Consider the following 14,774-nt stretch of genomic DNA (forward strand, 5'->3'; position numbering starts at 1 on the left):
CGGCGCGTCTCAGCGGGACGGCAGGTAGCGCGACGGATCGACCGGCTTGCCCTGGCGGCGGATCTCAAAGTGGAGCTTCACGCGGTCCGCATCGGTGCTACCCATTTCGGCAATTTTCTGCCCCTTGCGCACCGACTGGTCTTCCTTAACGAGTAACGTCTGGTTGTGAGCGTAGGCGGTCAAGTAGGTGTTGTTGTGCTTAAGGATGATCAGATTCCCGTAACCCCGCAGCCCGGCCCCCGCGTACACCACACGACCGTCCGCAGCGGCCAGCACGGGATCTCCCGCCTTACCACCAATGTCGTAGCCCTTGTTGCGCGCCTCATCGAAGCCAGCGAGCAGACTGCCAGCGGCCGGCCAGATAAAGCCCAAGCCGTCGTCCGCCGCTGCGGCTGGTGCTGGTGCAGGTGCCGGTACTGCAGCTGGCGCCGAAGCTGCCGTGCTCGGCGCCACGCTCGACGAGGACACTGGCCGTGTCACGACCCCGGAATCCCCAACGACCGCAGGCGCCACAGGAGCCGCCGCCACCGCCGAGCCTGGTGGAACCACGCGCAAGACCTGACCCACCTCGATCAGGTTCGGGTTCTCCAGGTTGTTCCACCGCGCAATGTCTTTCCAAGACTGGCCATTTTCCAAGCCGATACGGATCAACGTATCCCCTGGCCTGACGCTGTAGTAGCCCGGCTTACCCGCATTCTCAGCCCCGGGCAGCGGCTTCGGAGCCTCGACCACGGTGCCCGGCGTTGCGGACGGGACTGCGCCCGCGGCCGTTCCTCTGTCCTCGACAGGAGCCCTGTTGAGCGAAGTCCCGCAACCGGCCATCAGCAGACCGGCCAACACCACAGAACCCCAACCCACAAGACCACGCGATACCAACATAAACAATCCTTTTCAGGCAACCCCCGATTTTAAAGGGACAAAGTGCACAGCCTCGAGCACGCTCTCCTTGAAGCCCTGCGGCGTCTTATCGACCACCAGCAAGGCCTGCTGGCCCCCGCCGTGCGCCATCGGTGCCACCAGACGACCGCCGACCGCCAACTGGTCATACCAGGCGCCAGGGACAGCCTCGCCGCCCGCTGCGGCGATGATGGCGGCATAGGGCGCACCAGGACCATAGCCCGCCATGCCGTCACCAAAAATTAGGTGCACGTTTGCCAAGCGCAGGGGGCGCAGGTTCGCACGAGCACGCTCGTGCAAACCGCGCAGCCGCTCAATGGAATACACCTCGCGGGCAACGCGTCCCAAGACGGCTGCTTGGTAGCCGCACCCCGTACCAATCTCCAGCACACGCCCCAGACCAGCGGTCGCGCAAGGCGCTCCCAGGAGCAGTTGCAACATACGCGCCACCACACTGGGCTTGGAGATCGTTTGCCCCAGCCCGATAGGGAGGCTGGTGTCCTCATACGCCTGGTTTACCAAAGCGCTGTCAACAAAGCGATGGCGCTCCACATCCCGCAAAGCCTGCAAGACAGCAGGGGCCGTAATGCCACCGGCCGCCAACCGCTGCACCATGCGCGCGCGCACGGCGGCGGAGTCCAACCCCACGCCCTGGGGCGCCGGCGCCTGGGGACGCAGCGCCAACGACTGGCCTGCGGGGCGCGGCGCCGCGACGGGTGCCGATGAGGGCAGGCGTGCAGGAAAGCCCGGGCGGCGCGACTGCATCACGCGCCTGCCGCACCAGCGACCAGACGCGCCGCCGTCTGCGCCCAATAGGCCAGATGGTCATGGTCGGTGAGATCGACCTTCAGCGGTGTCATGGCTACGTGGCCCTGCGCTGTGGCATGGAAATCAGTGCCCTCCGCCGCGTCTTTGGCGGCACCCGCCCCGCCAATCCAGTACATCACTTCGCCACGCGGACTCTCTTGCGTGATCACACGCTCCGCGGCATGGCGGCGCCCCAGGCGGCACAGCTTCAGAGGCCGCAGCGCTTCGTACGGCATGTTCGGAATATTGACATTGAGCAGCCAGGGCTGCGCTTCCGCGCCCAGCCCCACGAGCCGCTGCGACTGCATCTGCTGCACGATCTCGCGCGCCTTGCGTGCTGCGGACTCCAGCTCCCCCCAGCCCTTGTCCACTTGGGAGAAGGCAATCGACGGAATGCCGAACAGATAGCCCTCCATGGCAGCACCCACGGTGCCGGAATAGATGGTGTCGTCGCCCATGTTGGCGCCATTGTTGATGCCTGAGACCACCAGGTCCGGCCGATAGCCCAGCAGCCCCGTGAGGGCGATATGCACGCAGTCGGCGGGCGTGCCGTTCACGTAGCGAAAACCGTTGGCGGCGCGGTGCACATACAGCGGTGAATGCAGCGTAAGGGCGTTGGATTTGGCGCTGTTGTTGTGCTCAGGCGCCACTACCTCGACATCTGCAACGGTACGCAGCGCTTCGTAAAGCGCCGTGATGCCGGGAGCCTGGTAGCCGTCGTCATTGGAAATGAGGATCTTCATGGTCGCAAAACGGATTGCGCTGATTGTAGGGTCGCGCCAGGGACAATCCCGGGCGGCTTGCGCTCCTTATCATGCGGCGCGATTTCACGCGCCCCCCATTCTCAAAAAAGGAGACTCCCCATGCACGCTTGGCTTTGCACCACCCCGACCGGCGTCGACGCCTTGGCCTGGACCGAACTGCCCACACCCGAACCCAAAGCGGGTGAGGTACTCATCGAAATCAAGGCCGCCAGCCTGAACTTTCCCGACCTGCTGATCGTGCAGAACCAGTACCAGATCAAGCCGCCCCTGCCCTTCGTGCCGGGTGCTGAGTACGCAGGCGTAGTGCGTGCCGTGGGCGAGGGCGTGAAACACCTGCAGCCCGGCCAGAACGTCGCCTGCCTCTCCGGCACCGGCGGCTTCGGCACGCACACGATCGCGCAGGCTGCCCTGTGCATGCCTCTGCCGCCCGGGTTCGCGCTGGAGGACGCCGCAGCTTTCATCATGACCTACGCCACGTCGCACCACGCACTGATCGACCGCGGCCAACTGCAGCCTGGTGAGACCGTGCTGGTGCTGGGTGCAGCCGGCGGCGTTGGCACGGCGGCCATCCAGATCGCCAAGGCGCGTGGCGCGCGCGTCATCGCCGCCGCAAGCAGCGATGACAAATGTGCACTGTGCCAAGCCCTGGGCGCCGATGCGACCATCAACTACACCCGCGAAAACCTGCGCGACGCCATCAAGGCCGCTACCGCAGGCAAGGGGCCGGACGTGGTCTACGACCCGGTTGGCGGTGATTTCGCTGAACCCGCGCTGCGCTCCATCGCCTGGCGCGGACGCTACCTGGTGGTGGGCTTTGCCTCGGGCCCCATCCCCGCACTTCCCCTGAACCTGCCGCTGCTCAAGGGCGCCTCCATCGTGGGCGTGTTCTGGGGCGAGTTTGCCAAGCGCGAGCCCCAGGCCAACGCCACCATGATGGCCGAGCTGGCCCGCTGGTACGGCGAAGGCAAAGTCAAGCCTGTGCTCGACCGCACCCTTCCCATGTCCGCGCTGCGCGAAGCCTTCGCCCTCATGGGCTCACGCGCCGTGAAGGGCAAGCTCGTCCTCGTCAACGCCTGAAGACTGGCAAGCGCCCCGCCAAAGCCCGGCATCTGGTCAATGCCGGGCGCCTCTGTCAAACTCCGGTCGTCCTGGCGTAAATTTGCACATGGCAGACCGAAACATATCCGACATCGCGCGCGAAACACTCCGGCAACTGGCCCTGCGCAGGCTGCCCCCCACCCCCGAAAACTACCAAGCCATCTATGCAGAAATCGAAGGCGGGCCAGTGCACGTGCCCTTCCCCGAAGCACCGCTGCGAGCCATCCTGCGCGTGCTGCCAGGCCAGACGCCAGCGCAGATCCGCCTGCTAGAGCAGTTAGGCGCAGCAATCAACCGCAAGGACTGGCAGGCACTGCAAAGCGTCATGGTAGGCTACGCCAACCTGGGACTGCACGCCACAGGCCCTGCGCTGAAGGAACCCGCCGCAGAGCCGCTCGCCGTGCTGCCCGAGGACCTTGCCGAGCAGCTCGCGCGTTTGATGGACAACATTCTCAACACGCTCAGTGAAGACGATGCCCGCGTGCACGACATGGCGGTGCAACTCGTCGACATGCTGCGCGAAGGCGCAGCGCCCTCGTCCACACTGGTGCTGCTGCTGAACAACTTCACCTACCGCCTGTCGTTCGCCACCGAAGAGCAAGGCGCCATACGCCTGGGCCTGCTGGCGCTGCTGCGCCTCGTGTTTGAGAACATCTCGGCCCTCAGCCCCAACGATGACTGGCTGCGTGGCCAAGCCGAAGCGCTGATGGCAGCTGCCACCCCTCCGCTGACACTGCGCCGCCTCGACGACGTACAGCGCCGCCTCAAGGACGTCATCTACAAGCAAACCGAGGCACGCGCACGCAGCGCCGAAGCACAGGAGCAGATGAAGGAGCTGCTCGCCACCTTCATCGAGCGGCTGGCCAAGATCAGCTCCTCCAGTGACCGCTACCACGGCACCATGGAGCGCTGCGCCGAACTGATTGGCCGCGCCTCGCGCCTGGAAGACATCACGCCCGTGCTGCAGGAGGTCATGAGCGCCACGCGCGCCATGGCGCTGGACAGCCGGGTGGCCCACGACGAATTGGAGGCGCTACGCCAGCGCACCGAGGAAAAACACGCCGAGATCGCCAAGCTACAGGACGAACTCGACCGCGCCAGCGCCCTGGCACGCCACGACCCACTGACCGGCACCCTCAACCGCAAAGGCCTGGACGAAGTCATGGAGCGAGAGATCGCACGCTCGCGGCGCAACGGTGCGCCTCTGTGCGTAGCCCTGCTGGACGTGGACAACTTCAAGTCCATCAATGACCGTCTGGGGCACGACACAGGCGACGCGGCGCTCGTGCACCTGGCCAATGTCGCACGCTCGGCCATGCGGCCGCAGGACATGCTGGCGCGCTACGGCGGCGAGGAGTTCGTGGTTGTGCTGCCGGAAACCACCCAGGCCCAGGGGATAGAAGCCATGACGCGGCTGCAACGCGAACTGACGACCCGGTTTTTCCTGCAAAACAACGAGAAAATCCTCATCACCTTCAGCGCCGGCGTCGCCCAACTCGGAACGGAGGAGACCAGCACCGAAGCACTGCGCCGCGCCGACCAGGGCATGTACCTGGCAAAGCGTGCTGGTAAGAACCGCGTCGTCGCGGCATGAGCCTCTTGCGGCGCGCCCTCTTGCAGCGCGCCGCCCTGGCAGCGCTGGCCACCCAGGTGCCGCGCTGGGCGTGGAGCCAGGAACGCCTGCGCCACGACCCGTTCGCACTGGGTGTTGCCAGCGGCGACCCCACGCCCAGTGGCGTGGTCCTCTGGACCCGCCTCGTGCCGGCAGCCCACGGCGCGCCCCTGGCGCCGCTCACGGTGCACTGGGAACTGGCGGACGACGCAGGCTTTCGCCGCATCGTGCAGCGCGGCCAGGCCCCGGCGCTGCCAGAATGGGGGCACAGTGTGCATGTGGAACTGCAGGGCCTGGCACCCAGCCGCTGGTACCACTACCGCTTTCAGTGCGGCGACGCCGTGAGTGCCACCGGCCGCACCCGCACAGCACCAGCGCCGCAGGATCTGCCCGCACGGCTGCGCATGGTCTTCGCCTCGTGCCAGCGCTGGGAGCACGGCCACTACGCCGCTTGGCGCCATGCAGTGGATGACGCACCCGATTTGGTGCTTTTTCTGGGCGACTACATCTACGAATACGCCAGCCCGCGGGACGCCACGGGCCTGGCCCGCGTGCACGCACTGCGCGCCGCATCCACCCTGGCGGACTACCGCGACCGCTACGCCCTGCACAAAAGCGACCCGCTGTTGCAGGCAGCGCACGCCGCCTGCCCATGGAGCGTGACCTGGGACGACCACGAAGTGCAAAACGACTACGCCGGCGTACGCGGGCGCGACGGCGACGGCGGCGGGGATACGCCAGCTTTCCCAACCATGCGCCAGGCAGGCTGGCAGGCTTTTTACGAGAACATGCCCCTGCGTGCGGCCAGCCTGGCGCGCGGGGTCGATGCGCTGCAGGTATATCGCAGCCTATCCTGGGGACGCCTGGCGCATATCCACCTGCTCGACACGCGCCAGTTCCGCGACTGGCAAGCCTGCCGCAAGGAAGGTACCAGTGGCGCAGGTGGTGTGCGCCCGGCGGATTGCGCAACCTGGAGTGCCCCACAGCGCACGCTGCTAGGCGCCGCACAGGAGCAATGGCTCGATGCGCGCCTGGCCGAAAACCCGTCTGAGAATGCCCCCCATTGGAGCGTGATCGCACAGCAGACCTTGTTCTCGCCGCGCCACTACCCCTCGGGCGTGCGCAGCACCGACAGCTGGGACGGGTACCCCGCCGCACGCGAGCGCCTGCTGCAGTCGCTGCAGCGCCACCCACAGCGCAACACCGTGTTCCTGGGCGGCGACATCCACCAGAACTACGTATGCAACGTGCTTGCCGAGCCAGACCGTGCGCACGCTGCGGTGCTCGCGAGCGAATTCTGCGGCACCTCCATCACCTCACGCTCTGGCGCCACGCAGGCCAAGGTGGACGCCATCGCCCGGCACAACCCCCACGTGCTGCTTGCGCGCTGCGACCTGCGTGGCTATGGCCTGGCCGACGTAACACCCACACGCTGGACCACCACGCTACGCGTACTGGACGACCCACTGCGCATTGACAGCGGTGCCAGCAGCCTGGCGCGCTTCGTGGTCGAGGATGGCCATCCCGGACCGCAGCGCGCCTGAACTCGCTCCTCTTTCAATAGCTGTCAGCGCTCTACCAGCATTGGTTTCAGACCATTTTCCTCAATACGCGCGGACACTGCGAGCGCGCCGCCCCAAAACCATCACGACACGGAAGATGCGGAAAAAACGGTTGCCGCATTTCTTGAAAAACCAAGGACATCTGGCGGCCCGCATGATCTCCACTGCCGCCAGCGTAGCCTCATGCCATCACGGTGGCAAAACCGGCTGTTCGCTAGCAGCATGCGCACGGGCCGCAAAACAGCACCCGTGCTGAGCCTGATCTACCCGAGCAAGCCTCATGGGCTACATCCGTGCGAACTCATAGCAGCGACCGCCAGGGGAAGGGGCCGCTCCACCGCGCTACATAACCCGCTGCAAGCCGAAGTCTGGCCCACAGCACCCGCTGCATGCTAAATACTGAAGCTCGCGAGCAGAAGCTGGATTCAACAAGAAAATCCGCATTGAACCCGCTCCAATCAAGCGCCAGCCGCTATAAAAAATGCCGGCCAGCGCTTGCGCACTGGCCGGCATTCTGGTGACCCGCGAAGGACGGTCAGACCTTGGCGGCCACTTCGGCGTACTCAGCGATCTCGTTGAAGTTCATGTAGCGGTACACGCTGGCCTTGTCGGCATCGATCACGCCCATCTCCTGGAGGTATTCCTCCTTGGTAGGCAGCTTGCCCAGACGCGAGGCAATGGCAGCCAGTTCCGCCGAGCCCAGGAACACATTGGTGTTCTTGCCCAGGCGGTTGGGGAAGTTGCGGGTGGAGGTGGAAATCACCGTCGCACCTTCACGCACTTGGGCCTGGTTGCCCATGCACAGCGAGCAGCCGGGCATCTCGGTACGCGCACCGGCGGTGCCGAAGGCGGCGTAGTGGCCTTCCTTGATCAGCTCGCTCTGGTCCATCTTGGTGGGCGGTGCCACCCACAGCTTGACGGGAATGTCGCGCTGGCCGCCCAGCAGCTTGGCTGCAGCGCGGAAGTGGCCAATGTTGGTCATGCACGAACCGATGAAGGCTTCGTCGATCTTGGTGCCGGCCACTTCGGACAGGAACTTGGCGTCGTCCGGGTCGTTCGGGCAGCAGACGATGGGCTCTTTGATGTCGGCCAGATCGATCTCGATGACGGCGGCGTACTCGGCGTCCTTGTCGGCTTCGAGCAGGTTCGGGTTGGCCAGCCAGGCTTCGACCTTCTCGATGCGGCGCTGCAGCGTCTTCGCGTCTTGGTAGCCGTCGGCGATCATGTTCTTCATGAGCACGACGTTGGAGCGCAGGTACTCAGCGATCGGCTCGGGGTTGAGCTTGATCGTGCAACCAGCGGCCGAGCGCTCGGCGGAAGCGTCAGACAACTCAAACGCCTGCTCCACCTTCAGGTCTGGCAGACCTTCAATTTCAAGAATCTTGCCCGAGAAGATGTTCTTCTTGCCCGCCTTGGCCACGGTGAGCAGACCGGCCTTGATGGCGTACAGCGGAATAGCATGGACCAAATCGCGCAGCGTCACGCCGGGCTGCATTTCGCCCTTGAAGCGCACCAGCACCGATTCGGGCATGTCCAGGGGCATGACGCCGGTAGCGGCACCGAAGGCCACCAGGCCGGAACCTGCGGGGAAGGAAATGCCGATGGGGAAGCGGGTGTGCGAGTCACCGCCCGTGCCCACGGTGTCGGGCAGCAGCAGGCGGTTGAGCCAGCTGTGGATCACGCCGTCGCCGGGGCGCAGGGCCACGCCGCCGCGGTTGCTGATGAACTGGGGCAGTTCGCGGTGGGTTTTCACATCCACGGGCTTGGGATAGGCGGCGGTGTGGCAGAACGACTGCATCACCATGTCGGCCGAGAAGCCCAGACAGGCCAGGTCCTTCAGCTCATCGCGCGTCATCGGGCCGGTGGTGTCCTGCGAACCCACGGTGGTCATCTTCGGCTCGCAATACGTGCCGGGACGGATACCCTGGCCTTCGGGCAGGCCGCAGGCACGACCGACCATCTTCTGCGCCAGCGTGAAGCCGGCCTTGGATTCAGCCGGGGCCTTGGGCAGGCGGAACACGGTCGATGCGGGCAGGCCCAGGGCCTCACGCGCCTTGGCGGTGAGCGAGCGGCCAATGATCAGGTTGATACGGCCACCGGCGCGCACTTCGTCCAGCAGCACGTCGCTCTTGAGCGCGAACTCAGCCACGGTTTCGCCATTCTTGACGATCTTGCCATCGTAGGGCAGCACGTCGATCACGTCGCCCATTTCGAGCTTGGACACATCGACTTCGATGGGCAGCGAGCCGGAATCTTCTTGCGTGTTGAAGAAGATGGGGGCGATCTTGCCACCCAGCGTCACGCCACCGAAACGCTTGTTCGGCACGAAGGGAATGTCCTGGCCGGTGGCCCAGATCACCGAGTTGGTCGCGGACTTGCGCGAAGAACCGGTGCCCACCACGTCACCGACGTAGGCAACCAAGTGGCCCTTCTTCTTCAGGTCTTCGATGAACTGCATCGGGCCGCGCTTGCCGTCTTCCTCGGGCTTGAACGCCGCGTCAGGACGCGTGTTCTTGAGCATGGCCAGGTAGTGCAGCGGAATGTCGGGGCGGCTCCAGGCATCGGGTGCGGGCGACAGGTCGTCGGTGTTGGTTTCGCCAGGCACCTTGAACACGGTGACGGTAATCTTCTTCTCGACCTCGGGGCGGCTGGTGAACCACTCGGCGTCAGCCCAGCTCTTCATCACTTCCTGGGCCTTGGCGTTGCCGGCCTTGGCCTTGGTGGCGACGTCGTTGAAGAAGTCGAACATCAACAGCGTCTTCTTCAGCGCTTCAGCAGCCACGCCAGCGACTTCAGCGTCGTCGAGCAGCTCGATCAGGGGATGCACGTTGTAGCCACCCACCATGGTGCCCAGCAGCTCGGTGGCCTTGGCCTTGGAGATCAGGCCCACCTGGATGTCGCCATGCGCCACGGCAGCGAGGAAAGAAGCCTTGACCTTGGCAGCGTCGTCCACGCCCGGGGGCACGCGGTGCGTGAGCAGATCGAGCAGGAATTCGGCCTCGCCTGCGGGCGGGTTCTTGATCAGCTCGATCAGCTCGGCCACTTGGCTTGCATCAAGGGGCAGCGGCGGGATGCCCAGGGCGGCGCGCTCGGCGACGTGGTCGCGGTAGGCTTTCAACATGTTTGACTCTCTCCAGTCGTTTTCAAAAAGTGGGGCTAGCTATTGGGAATCGGTCGGGCATCACGTGCCGTGCGGGGACGTGGCCGGCGCGGTCATTTGTCGGCGGGCTTGTCCAACAGGCTGGGCTGCGGGTTGGTCTTCAGCGCCTCGGCCACCTGCACCTGGGCCGGACTCATGCATTCGTCGGCCAGGCGCTGGCCGAGCTTTTGGTTCATGAGCATGGACTTGTTGGCAATCTGCAGCCATACAGCGCCGCGTTGCGTGTCTTCCAGGCGCACCGCGCCCGTGCTGCTGACCACCGGGGTCATGTGGTACGCAAAGCCCTTGCCGCTGATGTGGAAACGCCCTGGCGCCTTGGGGTCGGGCGTGACGTTGACCGACGCACCCAGTTCACAGGCAATGTGGCCGGTGTGCACGCGCTCGGCCACGGCCAGCTCTTCCGGGCCAAGCTCAGCGCTGGTGGAGGCCGAAGCCACGGCGGCGGCCGCCGCAGCCGCCGCAGCCGCCGTGCCAGCAGTGGCTGCGGCGCGGTTGGAGCGCGCAGCTGCCTTGGCCACCACAACCTTCTTGGGCGCGGCCTTGGCGCTGGTCTTGCTGGACTGTGCCTTGGCGGCAGGCTTGGCAGACTTGGCGGGCGCAGCCTGGGCCAGGACCAAGGCGGGGGCCAGCAGCAATGCGGAGACGAGGAACGATTTCATGGCGATTCCGACGAGAAAGAAGAAGGGGATCCATCATAGAACCAGCGCTGCACGGCCTCGGGCAGCGCGCGGCCGGTCTGATGGGCCCGCTCCAGCAATTGCCAGTAATAACGGTAACTGGCGCGGTCATGCAGCACCCCAGCGCTGCTGATGGGCGCCCAGTCGGCGGCTGCGGCAGCGCTGAGGATGCGCGCGGCCTGCTCGACCTCGCCCTGTGCGGGCGCGAAGGCGGCAAGAATGGGGCGAATCTGTGCGGGGTGAATGCTCCACATGCGCGTGTAGCCGAGCTCGCTGGCGGCGCGGCTGGCGGCGGCATGCATGGCGGAGGCATCGGTGAACTCGGTCACCACGCAGTGCGATGGCACCTTGCCGTGCGCATGGCAGGCGGCGGCGATCTCCAGCTTGGCGCGCACGACCAACGGATGGCTGAACTGCCCCGCCACGCCCATGGCCGACGCGGGGATGGCGCCACCGTGGGCGGAAACAAAGTCCATCAATCCGAAGCTGATGCTCTGCACGCGCGGATGGGCGGCAATGGCGAAGGCCTGCTGCACGGCGGCAGGCGACTCGATCAGCACATGCAAGGGCAAGTGGGCCGCACCGGCGCGCAGCAGGGCCTGCTCGGCGTGCAGCACGTCGTCCACCGACTCGACCTTGGGCACCATGATGTGGCACAGGTGCTGGCCGGCCTCGCCCGCAATGACGGCCATGTCGTCCGCAAACGCCGGATGGTCGACGGCGTGCACGCGCGCTGCCACGCGGGCCCCGGGGGCTGCTTGCTGCGCCAGCTGCACGACGAGCGCGGCATGCGCGCGCTCCTGGCCGACAGGGGCACCGTCCTCGCAGTCAAGCGTGACGTCGAACATGCAGTGGCCGAATTCCGCCGTCAGCTCGGCTTGCAGCTGCAGGCTCTTGCGCATGCGCACTTCGACGCCGCTGTAGTGGTCGCACACTGGCAAGGAGCAGGCCATGGCCTGGGCGCCGAGCAGGATCTCTCTGGGGTGGGGCATGGCGGCAGTCATCGAGGCCTGGCGGGTTGCGCTGGGGAGGTGTGACGGAAAAATGGTGTTGCCACTGCCCGCCGGCTACCTGCGCGGTGCACGCAGAGCCTGCAGCGGCAACATCATGTCTCTATCAAAAAGAGAGCTGCTTGCGCTTGATTGGTAAGGATTCAAGGCTTTTAACCACCTCAAACCCTTTACCAGCAAGCGCTAGCAGCTATGCTTTTTACAGCAGATGCTTGACGCCGTCGGCTTCGCCTTGCAGCTCAGCCAGGGTCTTGTTGATGCACTCTTGCGAGAACGCATCAATTTCCAGACCTTCGACAATCTTGTATTCGCCGTTTTCGGTGGTGACGGGGAAGCCAAACACGATGCCCTTCGGAATGCCGTATTCGCCATTGGAAGGCACGCCCATGGTGACCCACTCGCCCTTGGAGCCCAGGGCCCAGTCGCGCATGTGGTCGATGGCAGCGTTGGCAGCCGAGGCAGCCGACGACAGGCCGCGTGCGGCAATGATGGCGGCGCCGCGCTTGCCCACGGTAGGCAGGAACACTTCTGCGTTCCAGACCTGGTCGTTGATGGTTTCCTTGACCGACTTGCCATTGACGGTGGCAAAGCGGTAGTCGGCGTACATGGTGGGCGAGTGGTTGCCCCACACGGTCAGCTTGCGGATGTCACCCACGGCGCAGCCGGTCTTGGCAGCGATTTGCGAAGCAGCGCGGTTGTGGTCCAGGCGCAGCATGGCGGTGAAGTTCTTGGCCGGCAGATCAGGGGCCGACTTCATGGCGATGTAAGCGTTGGTGTTGGCAGGGTTGCCCACCACCAGCACCTTCACGTTGCGGCTGGCAACCTTGTTCAGGGCCTTGCCTTGCACGGTGAAGATGGCGGCGTTGGCGGCCAGCAGGTCGGCACGCTCCATGCCGGGGCCACGCGGACGGGCACCCACCAGCAGGGCGTAGTCGGTGTCCTTGAAGGCTTCTTCGGGGTTGCTGTGGGCTTCGATGCCAGCCAGCAGGGGGAAGGCGCAGTCTTCCAGCTCCATGATCACGCCCTTGAGCGCGTTCTGGGCCTTCTCGTCGGGGATTTCCAGCAGTTGCAGGATGACGGGCTGATCCTTGCCCAGCATTTCGCCGGAGGCGATGCGGAACAACAGGGCGTAGCCGATTTGGCCAGCGGCGCCGGTAACGGCGACGCGAACGGGCTTCTTGCTCATGGTGAGACTCCAATCAAGGATGGAAAAAAACGGTGTGGTGCAAGGTCGCACCAGCGTCTGTCACCAGCAGCCCGCGCCCCGCAGAACAGCTCGCAAGTGTAGCGCCGATTCGAGGCCTGCGTCAATTTGTCTTATGTCTTATATAAGATATGATTGGACAACCAGACGGATGCGGCGCAGCATAGCGCGCCGCCATTGCACCGCCCCATGTCCAACACCACGCCCGCCGCCCCCGAAGCCCCCGCTGCCATCAGCGGTAGCGGCCAGGGCACCCCCGCCTTCAGCCCGCTGTACCAGCAGATCAAGGGCCTGATCCTGCAGAGCCTGCAGGCCGGTGAATGGAAGCCGGGCGAGGCCATCCCCAGCGAGATGGAGCTGGCTGCGCGCTTTCGCGTGAGCCAGGGCACGGTGCGCAAGGCCATCGACGAGCTGGCCGCCGACAACCTGGTGGTGCGCCGCCAGGGCAAGGGCACCTTCGTCGCAACACATGCCGAACAGCATGTGCAGTACCGATTCTTGCGCCTGCTGCCCGATACCGGCGACGCCAGCGAAGAAGGTCCGGCGCAGCGCAGCATCATCGACTGCAAGCGCGTGCGCGCCAGCGCCGACGTCGCACGCGCCCTGCAGCTGCGCACGGGCGACGCCGTGCTGCAGGCGCGGCGTGTGCTCGCCTTCGCAGGCACCCCTACGATTTTGGAAGACATCTGGCTGCCCGGCCAGGCCTTCAAGGGGCTGACGGCGCAGCAAATGGCCAGCTACCCCGGCCCGACCTACGCCATGTTCGAAATCGACTTCGGTGTGCGCATGGTGCGCGCCGAAGAAAAGCTGCGCGCCGTGCTACCCGACACCGCCCAGGCCCGCCTGCTCGGCGTGGACTGCGCTACGCCGCTGCTGAGCGTGGAGCGCATCGCCTACACCTACAACGATGTTCCCATGGAGTTACGCCGTGGCCTGTACCGCACCGACACGCACCACTACCGCAACGCGCTCAACTGAGCCCCTGCCGAGCTCCCGAATGGCGCGCACCACAAGGCATATCCCGCACTCATCGCAAAAACATCCCTCTTTGTAAGCCCCCGTTTATTGCGTTGCAATAGAATTTTGGGCTGTTCGCCTCCCGGCGATTACAACGCAGTTACATCCACGAGAAAGCACTTGCCATGACCGAGCTTGCCAAGAAGCGGCCTGAGTACCGCAACATCAACATCTTCAAAGACGTGCGCACCTACCGCATGCCGATCGCAGCGGTGGTCTCCATCCTGCACCGGATCAGCGGCATGATCATGTTCCTGCTGCTGCCGTTCGTGCTGTGGATGTTCGACACCTCGCTTTCGTCCGAGATCTCGTTCGCCCAGTTCAGCGCCGCCTTCACGGCGGGCCTGGGCTTCGTGCCCGGCTGGTTCGTCAAGCTGGTGGCGCTGGCCCTGATCTGGGCCTACCTGCACCACCTGATCGCTGGTCTGCGCCACCTGTGGATGGACATCGACCACCACATCGTCAGCAAGGAATTTGGCCGCACATCGGCCGCTGTGACGCTGGTGCTGAGCCTGGGCCTGACGCTCGTACTGGGCGCCAAGCTGTTCGGCCTGTACTGACCCCGCCCCCCGATTAGAAGGAAAAACACCATGTCCGTGACCTATGGCTCCAAGCGCACCGTCGTCGGTGCCCACTACGGCGTGCGCGACTGGCTGGCCCAGCGTGGCACCGCCGCCGTGATCGTTCTGTTCACTTTCGTCCTGCTGGCGCAGGTGCTGTTCAGCAAGGGCCCTATCGGCTACGACCTGTGGGCCGGCATCTTCGCCGCCCAGTGGATGAAGGTACTGACTTTCGCCGTGATCCTGGCGCTGGTCTGGCACGCCTGGGTTGGCGTGCGCAACGTGTGGATGGACTACGTGAAGGCCGACGGCCTGCGTTTCGCCCTCTACATCTTCACCATCGTCTGGCTGCTGGCCTGCACCGGCTGGGGCTTCCAGACCCTGTGGCGCCTCTGATTCCCCGCGA

Annotated in this window: 13 protein-coding genes; 6 read left to right on the top strand and 7 right to left on the bottom strand. The window is 65.1% G+C overall.

What is annotated here, in order from left to right:
• Nucleotides 1–9 precede the first annotated feature (9 nt).
• From BN2503_RS08445 to surE, 3 genes are read right to left on the bottom strand one after another with little or no spacing between them, the layout of a single operon-like run.
• Nucleotides 10–879: a peptidoglycan DD-metalloendopeptidase family protein gene (locus tag BN2503_RS08445; RefSeq protein WP_054256211.1), complete on the bottom strand. Its 870-nt coding sequence runs from the start codon at nucleotides 877–879 to the stop codon at nucleotides 10–12.
• A 12-nt stretch (nucleotides 880–891) separates the two neighbouring features.
• Nucleotides 892–1,662 (bottom strand): protein-L-isoaspartate(D-aspartate) O-methyltransferase, encoded by a 771-nt coding sequence (locus tag BN2503_RS08450; RefSeq protein ID WP_054256212.1) that lies wholly within the window; start codon nucleotides 1,660–1,662, stop codon nucleotides 892–894.
• Entirely contained in the window at nucleotides 1,662–2,447 is a 786-nt protein-coding gene (gene surE / locus BN2503_RS08455; RefSeq protein ID WP_054256213.1) for a 5'/3'-nucleotidase SurE, read from the bottom strand. The genes BN2503_RS08450 and surE overlap by 1 nt, the downstream gene beginning before the upstream one ends.
• A gap of 120 nt (nucleotides 2,448–2,567) precedes the next feature.
• Between surE and BN2503_RS08460 the strand changes: the two genes are divergently transcribed.
• From BN2503_RS08460 to BN2503_RS08470, 3 genes are all read left to right on the top strand, one after another.
• A complete protein-coding gene (locus BN2503_RS08460) occupies nucleotides 2,568–3,545 on the top strand; it encodes an NADPH:quinone oxidoreductase family protein (RefSeq protein ID WP_054256214.1) in 978 nt (325 codons plus the stop codon).
• 88 nt (nucleotides 3,546–3,633) lie between these two features.
• Entirely contained in the window at nucleotides 3,634–5,160 is a 1,527-nt protein-coding gene (locus BN2503_RS08465; protein ID WP_054256215.1) for a GGDEF domain-containing protein, read from the top strand.
• Entirely contained in the window at nucleotides 5,157–6,722 is a 1,566-nt protein-coding gene (locus BN2503_RS08470; protein WP_054256216.1) for an alkaline phosphatase D family protein, read from the top strand. The genes BN2503_RS08465 and BN2503_RS08470 overlap by 4 nt, the downstream gene beginning before the upstream one ends.
• Before the next feature lie 553 nt (nucleotides 6,723–7,275).
• On the opposite strand, the gene acnB is transcribed toward BN2503_RS08470, so the two are convergent.
• From acnB to BN2503_RS08490, 4 genes are all read right to left on the bottom strand, one after another.
• Nucleotides 7,276–9,861 carry a bifunctional aconitate hydratase 2/2-methylisocitrate dehydratase gene (gene acnB / locus BN2503_RS08475; RefSeq protein ID WP_054256217.1) on the bottom strand — a complete coding sequence of 862 codons (2,586 nt, stop codon included), beginning with the start codon at nucleotides 9,859–9,861 and terminating at the stop codon, nucleotides 7,276–7,278.
• Nucleotides 9,862–9,953: 92 nt separating this feature from the next.
• Nucleotides 9,954–10,559: a hypothetical protein gene (locus BN2503_RS08480; RefSeq protein ID WP_054256218.1), complete on the bottom strand. Its 606-nt coding sequence runs from the start codon at nucleotides 10,557–10,559 to the stop codon at nucleotides 9,954–9,956.
• A complete protein-coding gene (locus tag BN2503_RS08485) occupies nucleotides 10,556–11,569 on the bottom strand; it encodes an HpcH/HpaI aldolase/citrate lyase family protein (RefSeq protein WP_411914293.1) in 1,014 nt (337 codons plus the stop codon). The genes BN2503_RS08480 and BN2503_RS08485 overlap by 4 nt, the downstream gene beginning before the upstream one ends.
• 217 nt (nucleotides 11,570–11,786) lie before the next feature.
• Nucleotides 11,787–12,773 carry a malate dehydrogenase gene (locus BN2503_RS08490; RefSeq protein ID WP_054256220.1) on the bottom strand — a complete coding sequence of 329 codons (987 nt, stop codon included), beginning with the start codon at nucleotides 12,771–12,773 and terminating at the stop codon, nucleotides 11,787–11,789.
• 207 nt (nucleotides 12,774–12,980) lie between these two features.
• Between BN2503_RS08490 and BN2503_RS08495 the strand changes: the two genes are divergently transcribed.
• The 3 genes from BN2503_RS08495 (at nucleotide 12,981) to sdhD (ending at nucleotide 14,764) form a co-directional block, all read left to right on the top strand.
• Nucleotides 12,981–13,769 (top strand): GntR family transcriptional regulator, encoded by a 789-nt coding sequence (locus BN2503_RS08495; protein ID WP_054256263.1) that lies wholly within the window; start codon nucleotides 12,981–12,983, stop codon nucleotides 13,767–13,769.
• 164 nt (nucleotides 13,770–13,933) lie between these two features.
• Nucleotides 13,934–14,368: a succinate dehydrogenase, cytochrome b556 subunit gene (gene sdhC / locus BN2503_RS08500; RefSeq protein ID WP_054256221.1), complete on the top strand. Its 435-nt coding sequence runs from the start codon at nucleotides 13,934–13,936 to the stop codon at nucleotides 14,366–14,368.
• Between the two features lie 30 nt (nucleotides 14,369–14,398).
• Nucleotides 14,399–14,764: a succinate dehydrogenase, hydrophobic membrane anchor protein gene (sdhD, locus tag BN2503_RS08505; RefSeq protein ID WP_054256222.1), complete on the top strand. Its 366-nt coding sequence runs from the start codon at nucleotides 14,399–14,401 to the stop codon at nucleotides 14,762–14,764.
• Nucleotides 14,765–14,774: the final 10 nt, after the last annotated feature.

The organism is Paenacidovorax caeni, from assembly GCF_001298675.1.
Classification (GTDB): domain Bacteria; phylum Pseudomonadota; class Gammaproteobacteria; order Burkholderiales; family Burkholderiaceae_C; genus Paenacidovorax; species Paenacidovorax caeni.

What these genes read in the sequence shown, in the direction of transcription:
- acnB (WP_054256217.1), bottom strand. Translation starts at nt 9,861, where the DNA reads ATGTTGAAAGCCTACCGCGACCACGTCGCCGAGCGCGCCGCCCTGGGC.
- BN2503_RS08490 (WP_054256220.1), bottom strand. Translation starts at nt 12,773, where the DNA reads ATGAGCAAGAAGCCCGTTCGCGTCGCCGTTACCGGCGCCGCTGGCCAA.
- sdhD (WP_054256222.1), top strand. Translation starts at nt 14,399, where the DNA reads ATGTCCGTGACCTATGGCTCCAAGCGCACCGTCGTCGGTGCCCACTAC.
- sdhC (WP_054256221.1), top strand. Translation starts at nt 13,934, where the DNA reads ATGACCGAGCTTGCCAAGAAGCGGCCTGAGTACCGCAACATCAACATC.
- BN2503_RS08460 (WP_054256214.1), top strand. Translation starts at nt 2,568, where the DNA reads ATGCACGCTTGGCTTTGCACCACCCCGACCGGCGTCGACGCCTTGGCC.
- BN2503_RS08480 (WP_054256218.1), bottom strand. Translation starts at nt 10,559, where the DNA reads ATGAAATCGTTCCTCGTCTCCGCATTGCTGCTGGCCCCCGCCTTGGTC.
- BN2503_RS08465 (WP_054256215.1), top strand. Translation starts at nt 3,634, where the DNA reads ATGGCAGACCGAAACATATCCGACATCGCGCGCGAAACACTCCGGCAA.
- BN2503_RS08445 (WP_054256211.1), bottom strand. Translation starts at nt 879, where the DNA reads ATGTTGGTATCGCGTGGTCTTGTGGGTTGGGGTTCTGTGGTGTTGGCC.
- surE (WP_054256213.1), bottom strand. Translation starts at nt 2,447, where the DNA reads ATGAAGATCCTCATTTCCAATGACGACGGCTACCAGGCTCCCGGCATC.
- BN2503_RS08470 (WP_054256216.1), top strand. Translation starts at nt 5,157, where the DNA reads ATGAGCCTCTTGCGGCGCGCCCTCTTGCAGCGCGCCGCCCTGGCAGCG.
- BN2503_RS08485 (WP_411914293.1), bottom strand. Translation starts at nt 11,569, where the DNA reads ATGCCCCACCCCAGAGAGATCCTGCTCGGCGCCCAGGCCATGGCCTGC.
- BN2503_RS08450 (WP_054256212.1), bottom strand. Translation starts at nt 1,662, where the DNA reads ATGCAGTCGCGCCGCCCGGGCTTTCCTGCACGCCTGCCCTCATCGGCA.
- BN2503_RS08495 (WP_054256263.1), top strand. Translation starts at nt 12,981, where the DNA reads ATGTCCAACACCACGCCCGCCGCCCCCGAAGCCCCCGCTGCCATCAGC.